Here is a 20,627-nt window from a genome sequence, read left to right as displayed (position 1 = left end):
TCTTCCTGTCCGGCGTCGTCGGGGTCACTCGCCGCCGAGGTGCAGCGCCCACGGCGACGAGTATGCGGCCACCGACGTCGTCGCGCCCGTCAGCTCGTTCGACAGGAACGTCGTGTGGTACGCCCCGGCGAGGGTGATCTGCAGCATGTCGGGCGCGAAGATCTCCTGCGCGTCGACGTAGGCCTGGGCGGCCGCCGTCGCGTCGGGGGTCGTGCGCGCCGCCTGCAGGCCGGCGGTCACCGCGTCGTTCGAGTAGCCGCTCCAGTTGAAGATGCCGCCGAGCTCGGCCGGCAGCAGGAACAGCTGCGGGTAGGCCAGTACTCCGGGGGTCTCGGTGTAGCCGGTGGTCGCGACGAAGTCGAGGCCTTCGCGGGCGCTCTCGTCGAGGAAGATGGCGGCGAAGTCGGATGCCTGCCGCTCATCGATCTCGATCGTGAGGCCGATCTGCTGCGCGGCGCTCTGCACGATGGCGGCGGTCTGCGAGAGCTCCTTGCTGCCGGCGGGGATCGCGAGGGTCAGCGGCACCGAGGTGTCGATGCCCGACTCCTCCACGAGCTTCTTGGCGGCATCCATATCCACCGACGGCACGGCGAGCGCGTCGTAGCCGGCCTGGTAGACATCGGCCGCCTCGGCACCCGACCACGAGAACGGGGCGACGAAGGTGCTCTGCACGTAGCCGAGGCCGTTCAGCACCGTCTGGATGTACTGCTCGCGGTCGATCGCCATGCTGAGGGCCTGGCGGATCTGCGGGCTGGCCGCGGCGCCCTGATCGGTCGTCGGGCCGAACGACAGCGACGCCGTCGACGGGCCGACCACGAGGCGTCCGGTGTCGGAGCCCTCGAACGCGCTGCGACTGGCGGGGGGCACGTTGAACGCGCCGTCGACCTCGCCTTCGAGCAGGGCGTTGGTGAGGGTCGTGCCGTCGGGGATGAAGGTGTAGGTGAGCTTCTTCACGAGCGGCGCGCCGCCCCAGTAGTCCTCGTTGGCGACCGTGACGATCTCTTTGCCCGGGGTCCACGACTCCAGCTCGTAGGGCCCTGCGCACATCAGGCCCCCGGCCGAGGTGCCGAGCGTGTCGCCCGCCTCTTCGCTGTAGGCCTTGCTCAGCACCGCGCCGCCGCCGCTCGCGATGGCGTTGCGGAAGTCGCTGTCGGGGGCGGTGAAGTGCACGGTGACCTGCGTGTCGCTCGTGGCCTCCATCGACGTCACGAGCACGAACGCGCCATAGTAGGCGTCGGTGACGTCTTTCCAGTGCCGCTCGAGGCTGTAGACGACGTCGTCGGCGGTGACCGGCGTTCCGTCCCAGAAGGTGACGCCCTCGCGCAGGTCGATCACGAAGGTCACGGGGTCGGTCCACTCGGCGCTGTCGGCGATCCCCGCCTCGATCGAGAAGTCGGGCTGGATCTGCAGCAGGCTGTCGCAGAGGTTGGGCGCGACGAAGTTGTAGTCGGCGCCGGGGACCACCGATCGAGGCTCGCCCTCCACGAGGGCCCACGTCACCTCGTCGACCTCGCTCGTGGCCGCGGGCAGCGACGCGACGAGGGTGGATTCGTCGACGGATGCCGATGCCGACGGCTCTGTCGTCGTATCGCGCGCCGAGCAGCCGGTGGCCAGCACGAGCACAGCGCCCGCGGCGAGCGCCGCACGGGTGATGCCGGAGATTCTCATTTCGGGTCCTTTCGGGTGGTGCTGCTCAGGTTAGTACAACAGTGTTGTACATCAATGTTGCATTTGTGTTACGGGGATCGTTAGGCTGGCCGGCATGCCCAGAGAGGTCGACTCCGCCCAGCGTCTGGCCGATATCGCTGCCGCCACGGTGCGCGTCGCGCGCGCATCCGGTCCGCACGCCGTGACCATCCGCGCCGTGGCCCGCGAACTCGGCGGGTCGACGACGCTCGTGACGAACTACCTGCCCTCGCGCGCCGCCCTCATCCTCAACGCCCTCGACCGCGGCAGCGACCGCTGGCAGGGCGAGCTCGACCGCATGCTGGCGGCGGCCGGGCCGGCAGAGGGCTTCGCGGCCGTCGTCGAGTGGGCGATGCACTCCGGCACCGACGACCCCGTGCTGCGCGCGCTGATCCTCGAGATCATCCAGAACGCAGACCGCGAACCCGATCTGCGCGCGGCGCTGCAGAGCGAGACGGAGCGGTTCGAAGCCCTGCTCGAGGAGCATGCCGCCGCCGCGGGCTACGCCGACCCCGCGCACGTCGCGGGCCTGGCATATCTGCTGGTGCGCGGTTCCTACCTGGCCACCGCGGAGGATCCGCAGCGCTGGAGCGACGCGCACCTGCGCGAGGTGATCCGCGCGACGCTCGACACCCAGCCCCGTCGCTGACGTCTCCACGGCGGTCACTTCGCTCCTCAGCGCACCACGAAGATGCGGATGCAGATCTGGCCGTCTTCATCGCGCGCGAGGCCGATGAACTGGTGCTCGGCGAGCCACCGGTGCGCGGCGGCATCCGTCTGGAAGACCGGCGCGGTGCGGAAGTAGTACTCCTCTTCGGGTACGTTCTCGCCGGCCTCGACCCTGGCGATCACCTCGTCGGACGCGCGGTAGTAGCCCCGGTTGAGGATGTCGATGACGGCGCCGTCGTCGGCCTGCAGGAGGTAGCGCGCCTCCAGTTGCGAGGTGCGGCTGCGCTCGACCGACCAGTCGCCGCCACCGGCCAGCACGACGCCGTTCAGCAGCGGCCCGGCGACCGTGCCGCCGGCGATCGGGGTGAAGGTGAGCTCTTCGTCGGCGCTGCGCCCGATGCGCAGGTGCGGGGCGATGTCGACGCGGATCTCGAATGCGTACTCCAGCACGGGGTCGTTCACGGCTGCTCCTCTGGTTCCTGAGCCTGTCGAAGGACGGTCACGGTCACACTCAGCCCATCCGCCCCGCCGACGGCGAGGCTCTGTCGGTTGACACGGGTCTCGACGGCCGACCAGGGTTCGGCGCCCGTTCCCGGCTGCGGGATGAACTCGGGGTAGTCGCTGCTGCACACGTGAACGCGCAGCCGGTGGCCGGGCTCGACGCGATAGCCGAGCTGTCCGAGGTCGATCTCGACGGTCGCGGGCTCCGTGGCCTCGTGCAGCTGCACCTGGCCGCGGGCGATGCGCAGCGCCGAGCCGTCGGGGGCGACGTCGAGCAGCCGCACGAACAGGTCCATGACGGGGCCGTCGGAGTGGATGCGGGCGCGCGCCGTGACGGGTCCGGCGAGATCGACCTGCCGCACGAACGGCTCGGTCGTGAACACCAGCACGTCATCGCGGTCGCCCAGCGCCTGCTCGTCGGGCCGGTCGAGCAGGAACGCGAAGGCGTTGCCGACGCTCGAGGGCACGAGGTGCAGCGGGTCGTGCGTCCAGGTCGCGGTGGTGGCAGCATCCTGCGCCTGTGTCACCAGGCCTCCACCGCTCGCGGCGAACAGCGTCGAGCTCTCGGCGCCGGCAGGTGGCCACGAGTCACTGGAGCGCATGCCCGGCGTGCCGGCGAGGTTCCAACTCACGCGAGGGATGTCGGCGGCACTGACGTTGCCCCGGACGAAGACCTCGAAGAAGTCGAGGGCGGGGTCGAGCATGCGCGGCAGCTGTGCGCGCAGCTGGTCTTCGGTGCGCTCTTCGACCCGGTCGGCGTCGGGGTCGTCGAGGTAGTACGACTCGTGGTCCATCGCCTCGATGCGCAGGAAGTGGCTGTGGGCCCACGCGGGGCGCTTCTCGATCTCGGCGACGTCTGCCCACGACAGGGGCGCACAGTTGTCCCACCAGCCGATCGTGTGCAGCGTCGGCACCGGTCGGGCGTCGAAGGGGCTGCCCGCGGGGAAGCGCCGCAGGTGCACGGGTCGGGGGTACCACTGGTCGTACGAGATCGAGCGGGAGCCGAGCTCGGCGAGCACCTCTTCGACCTGGTCACTGAAGGGGCGCCGGTCGGGGTCGAGGTCCCAGAAGTACGCGTCGGCGGAGTGGAAGTAGGTGAGCGGGTAGAGGTAGGTGATCGCCCACTCGACGCCGCTCGTGCGCGACGCCGGGTCGCGTCGCACGGGCTCCCCCAGCTGAGTGCCCGTCACGCGCGGCGCGATGGCCTTGAGCGCCGGATGCTGCGTCGAGACGGCCGCCCACTGCGTGTAGCCGTAGTACGAGTCGCCCCACATCGCGACGCGTCCGTTCGACCAGCGCTGCTGCGTGATCCACTCGATCGTGTCGTAGCCGTCGTAGGCCTCGTTGACGAACAGCAGCGCCTCGCCCTCGGAGCGGAACTTGCCGCGCACGTCCTGCGCGACCACGCGATAGCCGCGGGCCGTGAAGTACTCGGCGATGAGCGGGATGAACGTGTAGACGCCGACCTTGTCGTAGGGAAGGCGGATCAGGATGCTGTCGCCCGCGGCGTCGTCACCCTCCGGCAGGTAGACATCGGTCGCCAGGCGCACGCCGTCGCGCATGCGCACGAACTCCTGCGCCGCGAGGGGGCTGAGCGGCGCGGGGCCGATGTGGACGATGTCTGGCACGGGGTTCCTTCCGGAGGTCGTGCGATCGACCGTAGAGTGTCTGGACGTTTCTAGTCAAGTCTGACTATAAACTTTCTGACAGGATCTCGCGGAGGAGGAAACCCATGGGCAGACCGTCGGTCGCAGCCGAGCGCCGCACGCAGATCATCGAGGCGACGCTGCGGTGCCTCGAGACCCGGGGGTTCGCCGGCACGACGCTCGACCGCATCGCCGAAGAGGCCGGGATGGCCCGGGGGCACGTGCGGCACTTCGCCGGAAACCGCGACGACCTGCTCGTCGATGCCGCTCGCACCTTCTACTTCGGCTTCGGCGATGAGATTCCTGCCGAGCCGTCGATCCTGCCGGAGGGCACAGCATCCGTCGGCGACGCCCTCGCCTACCTGTTCGACGGCTTCGCCGAGCAGACGCCCGACAACGCGGTCGCCCTGGCACTCATCGAGGCGGCGCGCAGCGTCGAGCCGATCCGCCCGATCCTGGTCGCCGCCTACGTCGGCACCCAGTCGGCCCTCGAGAGGCTGCTGGCCTCAGCGGCGCCCGCCGCCGCGCCCGCCCTGCGGGCACAGGTGGCCTACGGCATCCTCTCCCTCGCCCTCGGCAACGTCTTCATGGGCGACGTGGAGGTCTCCGCCGAGCGCACCGCGCTCGCGCGGGCCGCCGCCGACCACCTCATCGCCTCGCTGCGCTCCTGACGCACACACCCCACCCGCGACTTGGCAGCTACGGTCGCTCGCGCGCCGGTGTGTGCGACAACAGGTGCCAAGTCGCGGGAGGGGGAGGCCTACTTGCGCACGACGCTGATCGTCGAGCTGCCGGCCGAGGTGCCGACGGCGTTCTTCGCGTAGACCTTGAAGTAGATCTTCTTGCCGTGCGATCCCTTGGTCGAGGTGACCTTGAGTGTGCTCGCCGAGACGCTCTTGAGCGTGTACCACTTCGAGCCGTTCGTCGAGTACTTCACGACATAGCCGGTGATCGCCGAGCCGTTCGACGACACCTTCGGCCACGACACGGTCACGGTGCCCTTGCTGCTCGACGTCGCCTTCACCTTGGTGGGTGCCGGCGGCTTGCCGGCGGGCACGACGTTGATCGACGACGAGTAGGTGCCCGTGCCCACGCTCGTCTTCGCCGCGACCCGCACCTGATACGTCTTGCCGTTGGTCAGGCCCGTGACCGAGGCCGTCAGCGTGCTCGCACTCGTCGTGGCAGCGGTGGTCCACTCGCCCGAGGTGCCCAGGCGCTTCTGCACGACGTATCCGGTGACGGTGCCGTTGGGCGTCGCCGGCGCCTTCCAGCTGACGGTCGCCTTCTTGTCGCCGCGAGTCGCTTTGACCGACTGGGGCGCCGAGGAGTAGCCGAGAGTGCGGGCGGTGGCCTCGGCCGCTGGGCCCACGCCGACCGCGTTGATCGCGGCGATCGAGACCTGGTAGTCGGTCGTGTTCTTCAGGCCCGTGATGGCGTAGGTCGAGGCGACCTTGATCTCGGATGCGGTCCACTCACCGCCGTCGGTGCGGTACTGAACGAGATAGCCGGTGATCGCGCTGCCGCCGTTGCCCGACGACGAGATCGAGCCGATCTTCACCGAGAGCTCCCCGAGCTTCGGAGTCACCGTGATCGTAGGTGCGGCCGTGGGCGCAGTTGCCGTCGCGAGCTCCTTGACGTCCGACCAGGGGCCGGTGCCCTCGGTGTTCTTCGCGGCGACCCGGAACTGGTAGACGACGCCCGACACGAGTCCATCGACCTGGAGGGTCTTCGCGGTGGCGGCCGTCTCAGTCTCGATGGCGTTCGTCCAGTCGTCGTCGGAGCTCTTCTCGCGGTACGCGACGACGTAGCTGACCAGCGAGTCGGCGCCGATGTTGGCACCGGTGAGCAGCGTCCAGCTCGCGCTGAGGCCGGTGCCCGCTTTCGACAGCGCGAGGCCCGAGACCTTCGCAGGAACCGTGAGCACCGTGAACGTGTCGGTCGCCGAGACCGCCAGCACGCGGAGGGCCGTCGACGTGCCCACCGGCTCTGAGAGAGCCTTCACCCGCCAGTAGTAGGTCTTGCCCGCCACGAGCGCGTCGGGAATCGCGAGGGACGTCGCGACGGTCTCGTAGCTCTTCACACTCGTGGTGAATGCCGCATCATCGGCGATCTGCACCTGGAAGCGCGTCGCGCCCGCGACCTCCGATGTCCACGACAGCACGCGCTCGCTCAGCGGCAGCACCTCCTCGGCGGCGAGGGTGAGGGAGCTCTGGCCCGCACCGACGACGAAGGTCTGGCTCGCACTCCACGCACTGAGGTTGCTCGCCGCGTCGTACGTGCGCACCTGCCACTCGTAGCTGCCCTGGTCGAGGCCCGTGACCGCCGCGGCGGTCTGCGACACGACCACAGCGGTGCCCCATGACGCCGCTCCCACGCGGCGGTACTGCACGGCGTACTTGAGCGCGCCGGGAACCGACGACCAGGTGAAGGCCACCGAGCCGCCCGCCACGGAGGCATCCTCCGTCACCTCGGGCGTGGCGATGCCGACGCTGAAGGTCGCCGACTTGGTCACCGGTCCCGGGTTGCCGTTCGCGTCGAGCGGTGCAACGTCGAAGGAGTAGCCGCTGCCGGGAGCAAGCGGCAGGTCGGTCGCCGTCGATGGGAACGACGTGTCGGTCGAGCTGGCAGGCTTCTGCGCCATGAAGAAGGGGAACTCGACCTTCTTGGCGATGCCCTGCAGAGTCCCGCCGTTGTACACGCGCACCTGATAACCGCGGCTGCCGCCGTCCTGCAGACCGGTCACACTCTGCGGGTTCCACGACAGCCGCACCGATCCGTCGCTGAGCTGCATGCTGTCGAGGCCCGTGAGCGAGTGACTCTCCTTGTTCCACGCGAACGATTCGGTGCTCTCGTTGTCGACGCCCCCGAGCAGCAGCATGGTGCCGCTCCAGGGCGGCGTGGTGAACGCCACGGGGCGCACTGCCGCGTAATACGGCTCGGCCGTGGTGTTGTCGAGGAACACCCCGTCGAGCCGCAGCGTCGTGCTGGGTGTGATGACGCTGCCGATCACCGAGGTGCGCTGGGGATTCTTGTAGAAGGTGACCTGGTACGCGGGAGCCTGCTTCCGCGTACTGCCATCCAGATATCCGGATGCGCTCCAGGTCAGCAGCGGCGCCGGCTGACCGATCACCGTCGCCGGGTTGTCCGCGCTGAAGGCATCGAGATCGAGGTCTACCGCGTCCGTCTCGGGCACGGCGCGATCGTCTGCCACAACCGTGAGGTGACGGGTGTCCGACCAGTTCGACACGAGGGCGCCGCTGGGCAGCCCTGCGGTGTACGAGGCCGTCGAAGATCCCGTGAGGTCGACGCCTCGGACCCGCCAGTGATACGTGCGTCCGGCCTGGATCTGCTTGGCCACCGTCGACGCCCAGAGACAGTCGCTCACGCTCTTGAGAACCTGATCGGCATCCGAGTTGTTGGTGCCGTTGACGTACTTGCCCATGATCGTCGCCGACGTCGAGGCCGTCGTGCAGGTGTAAGTGTTGCTCGAGTCGTCGTAGGCCTCGACCTGGTAGTAGGTCGCACGCGGCAGCGCCTCCCAGGCGAGCTCGAGGTCCGTCAGATAGACCGACTCGGGGGCCGTGGCGCTGAGTGAGCCGGTGATGCTCACGGGAGCGGTGTTGCCGGGATCGGACGGCAAGGATGCGGCATCCTGGGTCGTCCACTTCTTCTTGTACTGGTGCACGGCAGACGGCGCGCCCAGGTTGTTCGCGTAGTCAAGCGGCGTCACCTGCCAGAACCGCGTCGCGTCGGAGATCTGGACGGTCGGGATGTAGGTCGTCGTGTACACATCGACGGTGCGTGGGTTAAGGATCGTGCGGTTGTCACCGGTTCCGTCGACCGACTCGCCGAACGTCACTCGGTACTTCGCGGCGCCCGGCACGGCATCCCAGCTGAACGACAGATCGGTCTGCACGGCGGTGACCCCGTCGGCCGGCAGGAGGTTCGTGGGCGCGTCGTCCCAGACGATCTGGAACTCGCGCGCCGACGACCACGCGCCGTAGACAGCCGTCGAGGTGCTGGTCGTGCCGTTGTAGAACTGGGCGCGCACGCGCCACTTCCAGGTGAGCACATTGCCGCCGCTGTCGACACGGGCGAGCGGATTGACGGGCGCGAACTGGGTGCCGGCGACGGTCGTCGTCGTGCTCGCGCCGCCGCCGAGTGTGTCGGAGGTGTACTCGAGCTGATATGAGATCGCACCCACCACCGGCTCCCACGAGAACACCGTGGGGTCGGGATACTCGATCTGAGCCGCGACACCGTCCGATCCTGGGCCCATCGGCTCCGGCGCCGAGTCGAGGCCCGTCTGCACGAGGCCGACGCCCGACGGCTCGCCGAGGGTCGACGTGGTCACCCCGGTGCCGAATGCCGTCACACGCCAGTACAGGTCGGCATCCGCCGCCGCACCCGGCTGCCAGCGGGTCACGTAGTCGCGCGCGTAGGTGTCGATCGTGGTCACTGCGCCACTCGGGAACGACGGGTCGGCCGACCACTCCAGGCGATACGCGGTGGCCCCCACCGAGGGCTCCCACTGGAACTTCACCGTGCCGTCGACGGAGGCGTCGGCGGTGAGCCCCTCGGGCGACGACGGACCGGCGGCCGCAGCAGGCGCGGCGACCAGGACGGCGGCGACCATCGCCCCAGCGATGGCAGCGGAAACGACACTGCGCAGACTCATCAAGCCTCTCCCCATGCAAGCGACACCGGCACCCCCGCAACCGGCCCATGCGTGCGACGCCGGCGCCCCCAAGCGGCCGACATCGGCGCAACGCTATCGTGTCGAGGCGACATCGCGCCATCACCAACGTGCCGCACCGTAACGAGTGCGCGGCCCGAAGCCCCCTGGCGGCTCGCCCAGCACGCGCGATACGTTGCGAGCACCGCAACTCTCAGGAGGCGCCGATGGACATCCTGCTGGTGATTCTGCAAGCCGTCGTGGTGCTCGGCGCGATCGTCATGGGCGTGCGCACGGGCGGTGTGGGCCTGGGACTGTGGGGTGTGGCCGGCACCCTCGTGCTGGTCTTCGTCTTCCACCTCGCGCCGGGCTCTCCCCCGGTCGACGCGTTCTTCATCGTGATCGCGGTGATCACCGCCGCCTCGGCGATGCAGGCCGCCGGCGGCATCGACTATCTCGTGTCGATCGCCTCGAAGATCATCCAGGCGAGCCCCAGCAGGCTCACCTACGTCGCACCGCTCGTGTCGTTCGTCTTTACGGCGCTGGCGGGCACCTCCAACATCTACTTCGCCCTCATCCCCGTCATCTACGAGACCGCCTACCGCAACGGGCAGCGCCCCGAGCGGTCGCTCGCCGCCTCCACCGTCACCAGCGCGCTGGGGATCACCGCCAGCCCCGTCTCGGCGGCGATGGCCGCCTACCTCGTGCTGATGACCCCGCTCGAGTTCTCGCTCGTCGACATCCTCATCATCACGATCCCCGCATCGATCGCCGCCTGCATCGTGACCTCGATCGTGCAGCAGCGCCTGGGCAGAGAGCTGCTCGACGACGAGGTGTTCCTCGCGCGCGTCGAAGCCGGCACGGTCGAGATGCCGCAGGTGCTGGCCGCGCAGCAGGCGGCGCGAGCGGATGCCGTGGCCTCCGGCATGTCGCAGGGAAAGGCCGCCCGCCACGCTCGCAAGTCCGCGGCGACCGGCGCCGAGAGGGCGGAGCGCATCCACATCGAGGTGCCCCCAGGAGGCGCCGCGGCGGCGTGGATCTTCATCGCCGCCGTGCTGATCATCGTGACCTTCGGCCTGTTCTCGGGCCTGCGGCCGGCCTTCCCGACAGGGGAGAACGGACAGCTCGTGCCGGTGGGGATGTCGGTGCTCATCCAGATGTTCATGTTCACGGCGGCGCTCGTGATCATCCTCGTGCGCAAGGTGCCACCGGGGAAGATCGTCGAGCAGCCGCTGCTGAAGGCCGGCTTCGTCGCGGCGGTCGCCCTCTTCGGCATCGCCTGGATGGCCGACACCTTCATCAAGGCCAACCAGGAGACCATCATCGACCCTCTCGGCGACCTGGTGACCTCGTACCCGATCCTGCTGGCGGTCGCCCTGTTCCTCGTCTGCGGCCTGACGACCAGCCAGTCGGCGACCACCAACACGATCGTGCCGATCGCAATCGCCGCCGGCATGACACCGGGAGTCATCACGGCGATGTGGCCGTCGCTCGTCGGCGTGTGGCTCTTCCCCGCGAACGGCTCGCAGATCGCGGCGGTCGAGACCGACCTCACCGGGTCGACGAAGCTCACCACCGTGCCGGTGTGGCACTCGTTCACGATCCCGATGCTCGTGTCGTGGGTCACGGTGGTCGCCGTCGGCATGCTCATCCAGCTCTTCGTCCACTGAGAAGGAGCACACCATGGCCGATGTCGCAGCGATCAAGGCGGCGACGGCCGCGCTCATGCCCGAAGTGATCGAACGGCTCGAGCATCTCGTGACGATCCCCTCGATCGCCTTTCCGGGCTTCCCCGCAGACCCCGTGCACGCGATGGCCGACGCGGTCGTGCAACTGCTGAAGGATGCCGGGGCCACCGGCGCCGAGCTGCTCGACGTGCCCGGCGGCTATCCGGCCGTGTACGCCGAGCTGCCGGGGCCGGAAGGAGCGCCCACCGTGCTGCTGTACGCGCACTACGACGTGCAGCCGGCGCCGGAGTCGCAGGGGTGGACGACCGACCCGTGGACTCCGACCATGAAGGACGGTCGGATGTTCGGCCGGGGTGCCGCCGACGACAAGTCGGGACTCGCGATCCACTTCGGCACCCTGAAGCAGCTGGCCGCCGACCCGCCGTGCACCATCAAGGTGCTCATCGAGGGCGAGGAGGAGACGGCATCCCATCTCGGCCCGTTCGTGTCGGCGAACTCCGAGCGCTTCGCCGCGGACGTCTACGTCATCGCCGATGTCGGGCCGCAGGCGGTGGGGCGCCCCGCGCTCACGACCGCGCTCCGAGGAAACGTCATCTGCACCGTGACGGTGTCGACGCTGGCGAACCCGGTGCACTCCGGCATCTTCGGCGGGGCCGCACCCGACGCCGTGACGGCGCTCATCCGCATTCTCGACACCCTGCACGACGAGAACGGCGACACGGTCATCCCCGGGGTCACGAGCGGCACCTGGGGCGGCGCCGACATCGACGAGCCCGTCTATCGCGCGGGCTCCGCGATCCTCGACGGCGTCGACTACCTCGGCACCGGGAGCCTCAGTGACCGCATCTGGGCAAAGCCCTCGGTCACCGTGATCGGCATGGACATCCCGAGCGTCGCCGCCGCCTCCAACGTGCTGATCCCGTCGGTGAGCGCCCGCGTCGCGATGCGCGTCGCTCCGGGCGTCCCAGGCGAGCAGCAGCTGGAAGCGCTGATGGCGCACCTGCGCGCGCAGCGCCCGTGGAACGCCGTCGTCGAGGTCGAGCCGTTCAAGTTCGGCGATGCCTTCGTCGACGAGGGTTCGCCCGGCATCCGCGCCGCGGAAGCGGCCCTCGCGGCGGTGTACGAGACCGAGGTGGAGTGCATCGGCGCGGGCGGCTCGATCCCGCTCGTGGGGCGCCTGCACGGACTCTTCCCCGAGGCGTCGATCGTGCTGTGGGGTGCCGAAGACACCGAGCTCGCCCGCATCCACGCCTCCGACGAATCGGTCGACCCCGCCGAGATCGAGCGGATGATCGCCGCCCAGACCCTCTTCCTCTCCACCCTCGGCTGACAAGCCCCGCAACTTGGCACCTTCGGTCACATCCGGAGGCCCGGCAGCGGCAACAGATGCCACATTGCGGGGAGAGTGAAGGGGCGTTACGCGGCCGTTACCCCGGACCGGACGATCTGTCGGGGTCGGGGCGGTCACGGACGGGATCGTCCGGTTCCGGCCATGCGCTCGTTGTACCGCCGGGGCCGGACGTATTGAATGGCCGGAACGCGCCACGGCGGCGCGCTGGAACCGGAGGACTCGTGACGGCTGTGGATGACGCGCGCGGAGCCGTCGTGCTCGATTCGGTCACCAAGCGCTACGGCGACCAGACAGCCGTCGACGATCTGTCGCTCCAGATCCACCCCGGCGAGTTCCTCTCGCTGCTGGGCCCCTCGGGCTGCGGCAAGACCACGACGCTGCGCATGATCGCCGGCTTCGAGCACCCCGACGCGGGCGACATCCGCATCTCTGGGGCGAGCGTGCTGGGCGCCGCCCCCTACAAGCGCGACGTCAACACGGTCTTCCAGGCCTACGCGCTCTTCCCGCACATGTCGGTCGCCAAGAACGTCGCCTACGGGCTGCAGCAGCGCCGCACCCCCAAGTCCGAGGTGCGCGAGCGCGTGTCGACCGCCCTCGACATGGTGCAGATGCGCCGGTTCGCCGACCGCAAGCCGACCCAGCTCTCCGGCGGCCAGCAGCAGCGCGTCGCGCTCGCCCGCGCCCTCGTCAACCGTCCATCGGTGCTGCTGCTCGACGAGCCGCTGGGAGCGCTCGACCGACAGCTGCGAGAAGAGATGCAGCTCGAGCTCAAGCTGCTCCAGTCGCGGCTGGGCATCACGTTCGTCTTCGTCACCCACGATCAGGGCGAGGCGCTCTCGATGAGCGACCGCATCGCCGTCATGCGCGACGGCCGCATCGAGCAGCTCGCCGACTCCGACACGATCTACGGCTCGCCCGCATCCGCCTATGTCGCCGCCTTCGTCGGCCAGCAGAACTTCTTCGACGGCACCGTCTCGGCAGACGGCGCCGCCGTCGACGCAGAACTGGTGCGGATGCTGCCCGCCACCGCCATCGCCTCGCCCGCACCCGGCTCCCCCGCGCGGGCGGCCGTGCGGCCGGAGTTCGTCGAGCTGTCGGCCGCCCGCCCCGAGGGCACGACCAACGCGGTCGAGGGCCGCGTGATCGGCCTGTCGCACCTGGGCGAGACGATGCAGTTCCTCGTGCAGCTCGCCGGCGACCAGTCGATCCTCGCCCGCCGCCCCACCCCCGACGCCCCACGGGTCGCCGTCGGCGACACCGTGTGGAGCTCGTGGCGACCCGAGTCGGTGCAGGTCTTCCCGCTCGACGACCTCGCCGACCAGGCCGGCCACGTCGACCTGCCCACGACCCGCACCGTCCGCACCGCGCAGTCCCTGTAGGCACTCGAGAGGAATCCCCCCATGGCCGACCAGCCCATCCGCATCCTCGCCAGCCGCGCCGCGGCGCCCATCATCCTGCAGGAGGTGTCGCGCCGCCGCTTCCTGTCGCTCGCGGCGATCGCCGGCGGCACCGCGTTCCTGGCCGCCTGCGCCGGCGGCTCGAGCACGAAGCCCTCGGCCGTGGCCACCGGTGGCGCGCTCGAAGACGCGCTGTCGATCTATTCGTGGGGCGACTACGACGCCCCCGACGTGCTGACGGCCTTCACCGACGAGCTCGGGCCCAAGATCACCGTCGACGCGTTCGGCTCGAACGAAGAGCTCATCTCCAAGCTCGTCGCCGCCAAGGGCACGAGCGGCTACGACATCATCGTGCCGACGGGCGTGTTCATCCCGCAGATGATCCAGAACGATCTGCTGCTGAAGCTCAACAAAGATCTGATCCCCAACATCCAGTACATGGATGCCGCCTACCTCGGCCGCGAGTGGGATCCGTCGAACGACTACTCGATCTGCAAGGCGTGGGGCACCACCGGCTTCGTCTACGACAAGACCGTCATCACGCGCGAGCTCAAGACCTGGAACGACTTCCTGGATGCCGCGCAGAACGAGGCCAGCGGCAAGACGAGCGTGCTCGACGACCCCGCCGAGATCACCGGCATGTACTACTGGGCCAACGGCATCGACTGGAACACGACCGACACCGCAGACATCGACGCGTGCGAGGACTTCATCGTGAACACCCTCGCCCCGCACATCGCGGCGTTCGACTCCTACCCGGGTTCGAGCGCCATTCCGCAGGCGACCCAGGCGCTCGTGCAGGTGTGGAACGGCGACGCGCGCCAGGGCATCATCAACTCGTCCGACCCCGACCGCTGGCAGTGGGTGCTGGGATCGCCCGCGACCGAGCTGTGGATGGACAACTGGGCGATCTCGTCGACGGCTCCGCACCCCGAGGCCGCACACGCCTTCATCAACTACGTGCTCACTCCCGAGAACGCACTGGCCGAACTCGACTGGATCGGCTACCACACGGGCGCGAAAGACATCCAGGCGACCGCCGAGGCCGAGGGGCTCGAGATGCTCGACCTCGTCTTCTTCACACCCGAGCAGCTGGCGACGATGAAGGACGGCGAGGTCAACGACGCGCAGCAGCGCACGGTCGACATCTGGAACAAGGCGAAGGCCGCCGCCGGTGCGTAGACTCCGGGCTCCCGGGTTCGCCCTGGCGATCCCGGCGTGGGCATGGCTGGTGGTGTTCTTCGTGCTGCCTGTCGCCGTCGTCTTCTGGTACAGCCTCGGCTACAAGCCGGGCCTGTTCGGCACCCACGCCAACGACATCCTCTCGTTCGACCGCTACCTCGAGGTGTTCACCCCGACGTTCTTCGACACGTTCCTGAACACGCTGTGGATCGGCCTGGGCGGCACGGCGCTGTGCTTCCTTATCGGCGCCCCCGTCGCCTACTGGATGGCGCTGAAGGCGCCGGCGCGCTGGAAGGGGATGCTGATCGCCCTGGTGCTCGTGCCCTTCTGGACCAACTTCCTCGTGCGCACGATCGGGTGGCAGGTGATCCTCGCCCCCGAAGGGTTCGTCTCGCACGCCCTGCAGGCGATCGGGCTCGGTCCGATCGACATCCTCTACACGCGCCCGGCCGTGCTGCTCGGCGTCGTCTACAACTATCTGCCGCTCATGATCCTGCCGCTGTTCGTGGCGTTCGACCGGGTCGGGCTGCCGCTGCGGGAAGCGTCGAAGGATCTCGGTGCCGACCGCATCCGCACCTTCTTCCGCGTGACGTTCCCGCTCGCCCGCCCCGGCGTGATCGTCGGCGTGCTGCTGGTGTACATCCCGCTCATGGGCGACTACATCACCGCGACGGTGCTGGGTGGCGCCAAGGGCAACATGGTGGGCCAGATGGTGGCCGCGCAGTTCCAGACGGCGCAGAACTGGGCGCTGGGCTCGGCGATGGCGGTGACCCTCATCGTCGTGATCCTGGGCTCCGCCGCCGTGATCGGCCTGCTGCTGTGGCTCGTGTCACTGCCCTTCCGGGCCCAGACCCGGCTCGTGCTCGGGGAGGTCTCGTCATGAAGCACGGCGCCCTGACCGACCGGCTGCTGATGGTGTTCAGCATCCTCGTCTTCGTCTTCCTGTTCCTGCCGATCCTCGTGATCATCGGCTACTCGTTCAACAACGGGCGACTGCTGACGGCCTTCACCGAGTTCGGCTTCGACGGGTACACGGCGCTGTTCACGCGGTCGGTGCTCTCCGACGCGGTCATGGTGTCGCTGCGCACCGGCGCGATCGCCGCGGTGCTCGCGACCCTGCTCGGCACCCTCGCCGGCATCGCGCTGGCCCGCCGACCGGGAAAGTGGACGTGGTGGTTCATCGGACTGCTGCTGCTCGTGTCGGTGACCCCCGAGATCGTGGATGCGGTGTCGCTGCTGCCGTGGCTCGTCTTCCTCGGGCAGGACCTCGGCATGTCGGTATTCAACGACGGCACGGTGCGCCTCGTGATCGGCCACTCGCTGTTCTCGGTGGCCGTCGTCACCTACATCGTGCGCGCGCGCCTCGTGGGCCTGCCCGAGAACCTCGAAGAGGCCTCCGCCGACCTCTATGCGACGCCGTTCACAACCTTCCGCCGTGTCACGCTGCCGCTCGCGATGCCCGCCGTGCTCGCCGGAGCGCTGCTGTCGTTCACGTTCAGCCTCGACAACACCGTCGTCTCGTCGTTCGTTCAGGTGTCGGGGTCGACGCCGTGGCCGGTCTACATCCTGAGCTCGCTGCGGTCGGGCCTCCGGCCCGAGATCGCGGCGGTCTCGACGATCATGCTCGTCCTGACGCTGCTGGCCCTCGCGGTCGTCGCGATCGTGCTGCGCCGCGCGGGCGACTCCGCCACCGACATCGCCCGCACCATGGCCGGCGGCTGAGCCGCACCGCCGTTTCGTCTCGCTTCGCTCGCTCAACGCCCGAACCAGGAGTCCCGATGACCTACGCCGACCTCGTCTTCAGCGGCGGGCCCGTCTTCACGGCGAACACCGTGCGCTCGCGCGCGAGCGCCGTGGCCGTCAGCGACGGGCGCATCGTCGCGGTGGGCGGCGACAGCATCCGCGATCTCATCGGCCCCTCGACCGAGGTCGTCGACCTCGCGGGGCGGATGCTGGTGCCCGGCTTCCAAGACGCGCACGTGCACCCCGTCTCGGGCGGACTGGAGCTGCTGCGCTGCGACCTCGCACACGGGTCGACCGAGCAGGAGTACCTCGACATCGTCGCGGCCTACGCCGCCGCGCACCCCGCCGAGGAGTGGATCTCGGGCGGAGGGTGGAGCATGTCGGCCTTCCCCGGCGGCACGCCGACGGCGGCCGCCCTCGACCGGGTGCTGCCCGACCGCCCGGCGTTCCTGCCCAACCGCGACGGGCACGGCGCCTGGGTGAACTCGGCGGCGCTGCGTCGAGCGGGCATCGACCGGCACACTCCCGACCCGGCCGACGGACGCATCGAGCGCGACGCCGACGGCGACCCGACCGGCACGCTGCACGAGGGGGCGATGTCGCTCGTGAACCGGCTGATCCCCGACCCGACTCCCGAGTTCCTGCACGAGGCGCTCATGGCCGGTCAGCGCTACCTGCACTCCTACGGCATCACGGCCTGGCAGGACGCGATCATCGGCGACTACAGCGACCTCGTCGACCAGGGGCAGACGTATGTGGATGCCGCCGCCGACGGCTCGCTGACCGCCCGCGTCGTCGGAGCCCTGTGGTGGGATCGCACAGCGGGCCTCGAGCAGATCCCCTCGCTCGTCGAGCGACGGCGGCGCCTGTCGGCGGGGAGGTTCCAGGCGACGTCGGTCAAGGTCATGCAAGACGGCGTGGCCGAGAACTTCACGGCGTCGATGCTCGAGCCCTATCACGACGGCCACGGGCACTTCACCGACAACTCGGGCATCTCGTTCGTGCCGCCCGAGATCCTCAACGAAGCCGTGCCGCAGCTCGACGCCCTGGGATTCCAGGTGCACTTCCACGCGATCGGCGACCGCGCCGTGCGGCAGTGCCTCGATGCCGTCGAGCACGCGCTCGCGCGCAACGGGCGGGGCGACGGCCGCCACCACATCGCGCACATCCAAGTGGTCCACCCCGAGGACGTGCCGCGGTTCCGCGCGCTCGGGGTCGCCGCCAACATGCAGTCGCTGTGGGCGACGCTCGAGCCGCAGATGATCGAGCTGACCCTGCCCTTCCTCGGGTCGCCTCGGGATGCGTGGCAGTATCCGTTCGGCGACCTCCTGCGCGCAGGAACCGTGCTCGCCGCCGGCAGCGATTGGTCGGTGTCGTCGCCGAACCCCCTCGCGGCGATCCACACCGCCGTGAACCGCACCGCCGCCCCCGGGTACGAGGAGGGCGAGTACGACGCGTTCCTCCCCGAGCAGTCGATCGACCTGGCCACTTCGCTCACCGCCTACACGGCGGGCTCCGCGTGGGTGAACCACCTCGACGCCGACACCGGCACGATCGAGGTGGGCAAGTACGCCGATCTCGCCGTGCTCGACCGCGATCCGTTCGCCGGGCCCGCCGACCAGATCGGCGCGACGCGCGTGCTGCAGACCTACGTCGAGGGGGCGCGCGTGTTCGCCGCCGACGACGCCTGAGCGGCAGCATCCGCCCGCTCCTCGCTTCAGGCGAGGAGAATCGGCGGAGCGAGGACCGAAAGAGCGGATGCTGCCCTCTCCTCACGAGATCTCCTCGCCCGAGGCGAGGGCACCACCCAGACCCCACCCCAGATAGGAAGTGATACCCGTGGGAACCACCGTCTTCGAAAGGCGTGTGCCCTCGGCATCCGTCATCAGCACGAGCCTCGAACACACCCGCACGGGGGTGTTCTGGATCGACGACCTGCCCGCGGCCCTGCGGCCCGACCGGCCCCCGCTGCGGGGCGGCACGCCCGCCGACCTCGTAGTCGTCGGGGCCGGCTACACCGGGCTGTGGACGGCGCTGCTCGCCAAGACCCGCGACCCCGGCCGCCGCGTCGTGGTCGTCGAGGCCAACCGCGTGGGCTGGGCGGCGTCCGGCCGCAACGGCGGCTTCTGCGAGTCGAGCCTGACCCACGGGCACGAGAACGGGCTGAGCCGCTGGCCCGACGAGATGCCGCTGATCGACGAGCTGGGACTCGCCAACCTCGACGCGATCGAGGCGGCCGAGGCCGACTACGGCATGGACTTCCACTTCGAGCGCACGGGGCAGCTCGCCCCCGCGACCGAGCCGCACCAGGTGCCGTGGCTCGCGGAGTGGGCGGCCGAGGGCGACCCCGACACGGTGTTCCTCGACGAGGCGCAGGCCCAGGCATCCGTCGCGTCGCCGACGTATCTCGCGGCGGTGTGGGAGAAGCGCACGTGCGGATTGGTGCACCCCGCGCGCCTGGCCGCCGAGCTCGCGCGGGTGTGCGAAGAGCGCGGCGTCGAGATCTTCGAGCGCTCGCACGTCAAGGCGCTCGAGAACACGGCGACCGGCGTCGCCGTCGTCACCGAGGGCGGTCGGGTCGACGCCGCGCAGGCGGTGCTGGCGACCAACGTGTTCCCGTCGCTGATCAAGCGCAACCGGCTCATGACCGTTCCGGTATACGACTACGCGCTCATGACCGAGCCGCTGACCGACGAGCAGCTCGCCTCGATCGGCTGGAACGACCGGCAGGGCATCGGAGACCTCGCGAACCAGTTCCACTACTACCGGCTGTCGAAAGACAACCGCATCCTGTTCGGCGGGTATGACGCGCTCTACCACTACGGGCGCAAGGTCGATCCTCGGTACGAGAACCGCCCCGACGTGTGGGCGCGGCTCGCGAGCCACTTCTTCACGACGTTCCCGCAGCTGGAGGGCCTGCGCTTCTCGCACCAGTGGTCGGGCGCGATCGACACGTGCACGCAGTTCACGGCGTTCTTCGGCACGGCGCGCAAGGGCCGGGTGGCATATGCCGCCGGGTTCACAGGTCTGGGTGTCGGCTCGACCCGGTTCGCCGCCGACGTCATGCTCGACCTTCTCGCCGGCACGAAGAACGAGAAGACGCAGCTCGAGATGGTGCGCAAACGCCCGCTGCCCTTCCCGCCGGAGCCGGCGGCATCCATCGGCATCAACGCGACCCGCTGGTCGCTCGATCGCGCCGACCACAACGAGGGCAGGCGCAACGTGCTCCTGAAGACGCTCGACGCGGTGGGGCTGGGCTTCGACTCCTGAGCGGCTCACATCGCGGCGGGCACTACACTCGCGGGGAGCACACCAGGCACGCGGAGGAGCACGTGGCGCACGAGACCGGCGGAGTGGGCTCTGCCCGCGCCCTCGAGACCCTGGCGTTCCTGCGCCGCAAGATCACCAGCGGCGAATGGCCGATCAACCGGCGCATCCCCACCGAGCAGGAGCTCATGGAGCTGCTCGGTGTCGGCAAGACGACCGTGCGCGAGGCGGTGCGATCACTCGCATCGCTCGGGATGCTGGAGCCCCTGCCGGGGCGCGGCACGTTCGTGCGCTCGCGCACGCCCGTGAGCTCGCTGATCACCGATTACATCTCGGACTTCGAGCTCGCCGACCTGCTGGTGTTCCGGCGGGCACTCGAGGTCGAGGCGGCGCAGCAGGCGGCGAGGCTGCGCACGGAAGAGCAGCTCGCGTCGCTGCGCGAGGCCCACGGCGCCGATTCGCCCCGCGACGTGGACTACCCGGCATCCGGCCGCGGCCGCGGCACGGGGCCGTTCCACGCGACGGTGTTCGACGCCTCGGGCAGCGCCCTGCTGACCGCGCTGTACGCCGGCGTGATGGCATCGCTGCGGCGCGCGATCGACCGCGGACAGCTCGTCTACGCCGGTGAGGCGCAGGTGCGCCTCGGCGACCACGGCGAGGTGCTGGCCGCCATCGAGGCGCACGATGTCGAGCGGGCAGCGAAGGCCATGGCGCTGCACGTCGACCGCGACTTCCGTCTCGTCTCGCCGGAGGCTCAGAACGAGGCTCAGCCCGAGACCTCGACCGAGACCCAGCCCGAGTCCACCCCCGCCTGACCGGGAC

Annotated in this window: 15 protein-coding genes; 11 read left to right on the top strand and 4 right to left on the bottom strand. The window is 69.5% G+C overall.

Annotated elements, in window-relative coordinates:
* Positions 1–24: 24 nt before the first annotated feature.
* Entirely contained in the window at positions 25–1,668 is a 1,644-nt protein-coding gene (locus tag OAW74_RS11200; RefSeq protein ID WP_262874445.1) for an ABC transporter substrate-binding protein, read from the bottom strand.
* A gap of 94 nt (positions 1,669–1,762) precedes the next feature.
* Here OAW74_RS11200 and OAW74_RS11195 point away from each other — a divergent pair, with 94 nt between their 5' ends.
* A complete protein-coding gene (locus OAW74_RS11195; RefSeq protein ID WP_262874444.1) occupies positions 1,763–2,335 on the top strand; it encodes a TetR family transcriptional regulator C-terminal domain-containing protein in 573 nt (190 codons plus the stop codon).
* Positions 2,336–2,361: 26 nt separating this feature from the next.
* On the opposite strand, the gene OAW74_RS11190 is transcribed toward OAW74_RS11195, so the two are convergent.
* Positions 2,362–2,817: a DUF3237 domain-containing protein gene (locus tag OAW74_RS11190; RefSeq protein WP_262874443.1), complete on the bottom strand. Its 456-nt coding sequence runs from the start codon at positions 2,815–2,817 to the stop codon at positions 2,362–2,364.
* Positions 2,814–4,484, bottom strand: coding sequence for a CocE/NonD family hydrolase (locus OAW74_RS11185; protein ID WP_262874442.1), 1,671 nt, complete (start codon positions 4,482–4,484; stop codon positions 2,814–2,816). Before OAW74_RS11185 ends, OAW74_RS11190 begins: the two co-directional genes overlap by 4 nt.
* A 104-nt stretch (positions 4,485–4,588) precedes the next feature.
* On the opposite strand from OAW74_RS11185, the gene OAW74_RS11180 reads away from it, so the two are divergent.
* A complete protein-coding gene (locus OAW74_RS11180) occupies positions 4,589–5,173 on the top strand; it encodes a TetR/AcrR family transcriptional regulator (RefSeq protein WP_262874441.1) in 585 nt (194 codons plus the stop codon).
* Positions 5,174–5,262: 89 nt separating this feature from the next.
* Here the strand turns inward: OAW74_RS11180 and OAW74_RS11175 are convergent, their stop codons facing one another.
* On the bottom strand, positions 5,263–9,180 hold the full coding sequence (locus OAW74_RS11175) for a fibronectin type III domain-containing protein (RefSeq protein ID WP_262874440.1): 3,918 nt from the start codon (positions 9,178–9,180) through the stop codon (positions 5,263–5,265).
* Between the two features lie 224 nt (positions 9,181–9,404).
* Between OAW74_RS11175 and OAW74_RS11170 the strand changes: the two genes are divergently transcribed.
* The 9 genes from OAW74_RS11170 to OAW74_RS11130 all read left to right on the top strand — a co-directional run bounded on the left by OAW74_RS11170 (position 9,405) and on the right by OAW74_RS11130 (position 20,620).
* The gene (locus OAW74_RS11170) at positions 9,405–10,847 is read left to right on the top strand and encodes an anaerobic C4-dicarboxylate transporter (RefSeq protein WP_262874439.1); all 1,443 of its coding nucleotides are present in this window, start codon (positions 9,405–9,407) and stop codon (positions 10,845–10,847) included.
* A 13-nt stretch (positions 10,848–10,860) separates the two neighbouring features.
* Positions 10,861–12,195 carry a M20/M25/M40 family metallo-hydrolase gene (locus tag OAW74_RS11165; protein WP_262874438.1) on the top strand — a complete coding sequence of 445 codons (1,335 nt, stop codon included), beginning with the start codon at positions 10,861–10,863 and terminating at the stop codon, positions 12,193–12,195.
* 242 nt (positions 12,196–12,437) lie between these two features.
* Entirely contained in the window at positions 12,438–13,595 is a 1,158-nt protein-coding gene (locus tag OAW74_RS11160; protein ID WP_262874437.1) for an ABC transporter ATP-binding protein, read from the top strand.
* Between the two features lie 21 nt (positions 13,596–13,616).
* Complete coding sequence (locus tag OAW74_RS11155; protein ID WP_262874436.1) at positions 13,617–14,795, top strand: polyamine ABC transporter substrate-binding protein; 1,179 nt, start codon at positions 13,617–13,619, stop codon at positions 14,793–14,795.
* Positions 14,788–15,678, top strand: coding sequence for an ABC transporter permease (locus OAW74_RS11150; protein WP_262874435.1), 891 nt, complete (start codon positions 14,788–14,790; stop codon positions 15,676–15,678). Before OAW74_RS11155 ends, OAW74_RS11150 begins: the two co-directional genes overlap by 8 nt.
* Positions 15,675–16,517 (top strand): ABC transporter permease, encoded by an 843-nt coding sequence (locus OAW74_RS11145; protein ID WP_262874434.1) that lies wholly within the window; start codon positions 15,675–15,677, stop codon positions 16,515–16,517. The genes OAW74_RS11150 and OAW74_RS11145 overlap by 4 nt, the downstream gene beginning before the upstream one ends.
* Positions 16,518–16,573: 56 nt before the next feature.
* Positions 16,574–18,229 carry an amidohydrolase gene (locus OAW74_RS11140; RefSeq protein ID WP_262874433.1) on the top strand — a complete coding sequence of 552 codons (1,656 nt, stop codon included), beginning with the start codon at positions 16,574–16,576 and terminating at the stop codon, positions 18,227–18,229.
* A gap of 148 nt (positions 18,230–18,377) precedes the next feature.
* Complete coding sequence (locus OAW74_RS11135; protein WP_262874432.1) at positions 18,378–19,808, top strand: NAD(P)/FAD-dependent oxidoreductase; 1,431 nt, start codon at positions 18,378–18,380, stop codon at positions 19,806–19,808.
* 62 nt (positions 19,809–19,870) lie between these two features.
* Positions 19,871–20,620, top strand: coding sequence for a FadR/GntR family transcriptional regulator (locus tag OAW74_RS11130; RefSeq protein ID WP_262874431.1), 750 nt, complete (start codon positions 19,871–19,873; stop codon positions 20,618–20,620).
* Positions 20,621–20,627 lie beyond the last annotated feature (7 nt).

The sequence above is a fragment of the Microbacterium fluvii genome (assembly GCF_025515205.1).
Taxonomy (GTDB): Bacteria; Actinomycetota; Actinomycetes; order Actinomycetales; family Microbacteriaceae; genus Microbacterium; species Microbacterium fluvii.
The sequence above is the reverse complement of the archived record's forward strand: the minus strand, read 5'-3'. Positions and strand labels throughout refer to the sequence as shown.

Coding starts and splice junctions, on each gene's coding strand:
- OAW74_RS11200 (WP_262874445.1), bottom strand. CDS start 1,668: ATGAGAATCTCCGGCATCACCCGTGCGGCGCTCGCCGCGGGCGCTGTG.
- OAW74_RS11175 (WP_262874440.1), bottom strand. CDS start 9,180: ATGAGTCTGCGCAGTGTCGTTTCCGCTGCCATCGCTGGGGCGATGGTC.
- OAW74_RS11195 (WP_262874444.1), top strand. CDS start 1,763: ATGCCCAGAGAGGTCGACTCCGCCCAGCGTCTGGCCGATATCGCTGCC.
- OAW74_RS11165 (WP_262874438.1), top strand. CDS start 10,861: ATGGCCGATGTCGCAGCGATCAAGGCGGCGACGGCCGCGCTCATGCCC.
- OAW74_RS11145 (WP_262874434.1), top strand. CDS start 15,675: ATGAAGCACGGCGCCCTGACCGACCGGCTGCTGATGGTGTTCAGCATC.
- OAW74_RS11180 (WP_262874441.1), top strand. CDS start 4,589: ATGGGCAGACCGTCGGTCGCAGCCGAGCGCCGCACGCAGATCATCGAG.
- OAW74_RS11155 (WP_262874436.1), top strand. CDS start 13,617: ATGGCCGACCAGCCCATCCGCATCCTCGCCAGCCGCGCCGCGGCGCCC.
- OAW74_RS11170 (WP_262874439.1), top strand. CDS start 9,405: ATGGACATCCTGCTGGTGATTCTGCAAGCCGTCGTGGTGCTCGGCGCG.
- OAW74_RS11140 (WP_262874433.1), top strand. CDS start 16,574: ATGACCTACGCCGACCTCGTCTTCAGCGGCGGGCCCGTCTTCACGGCG.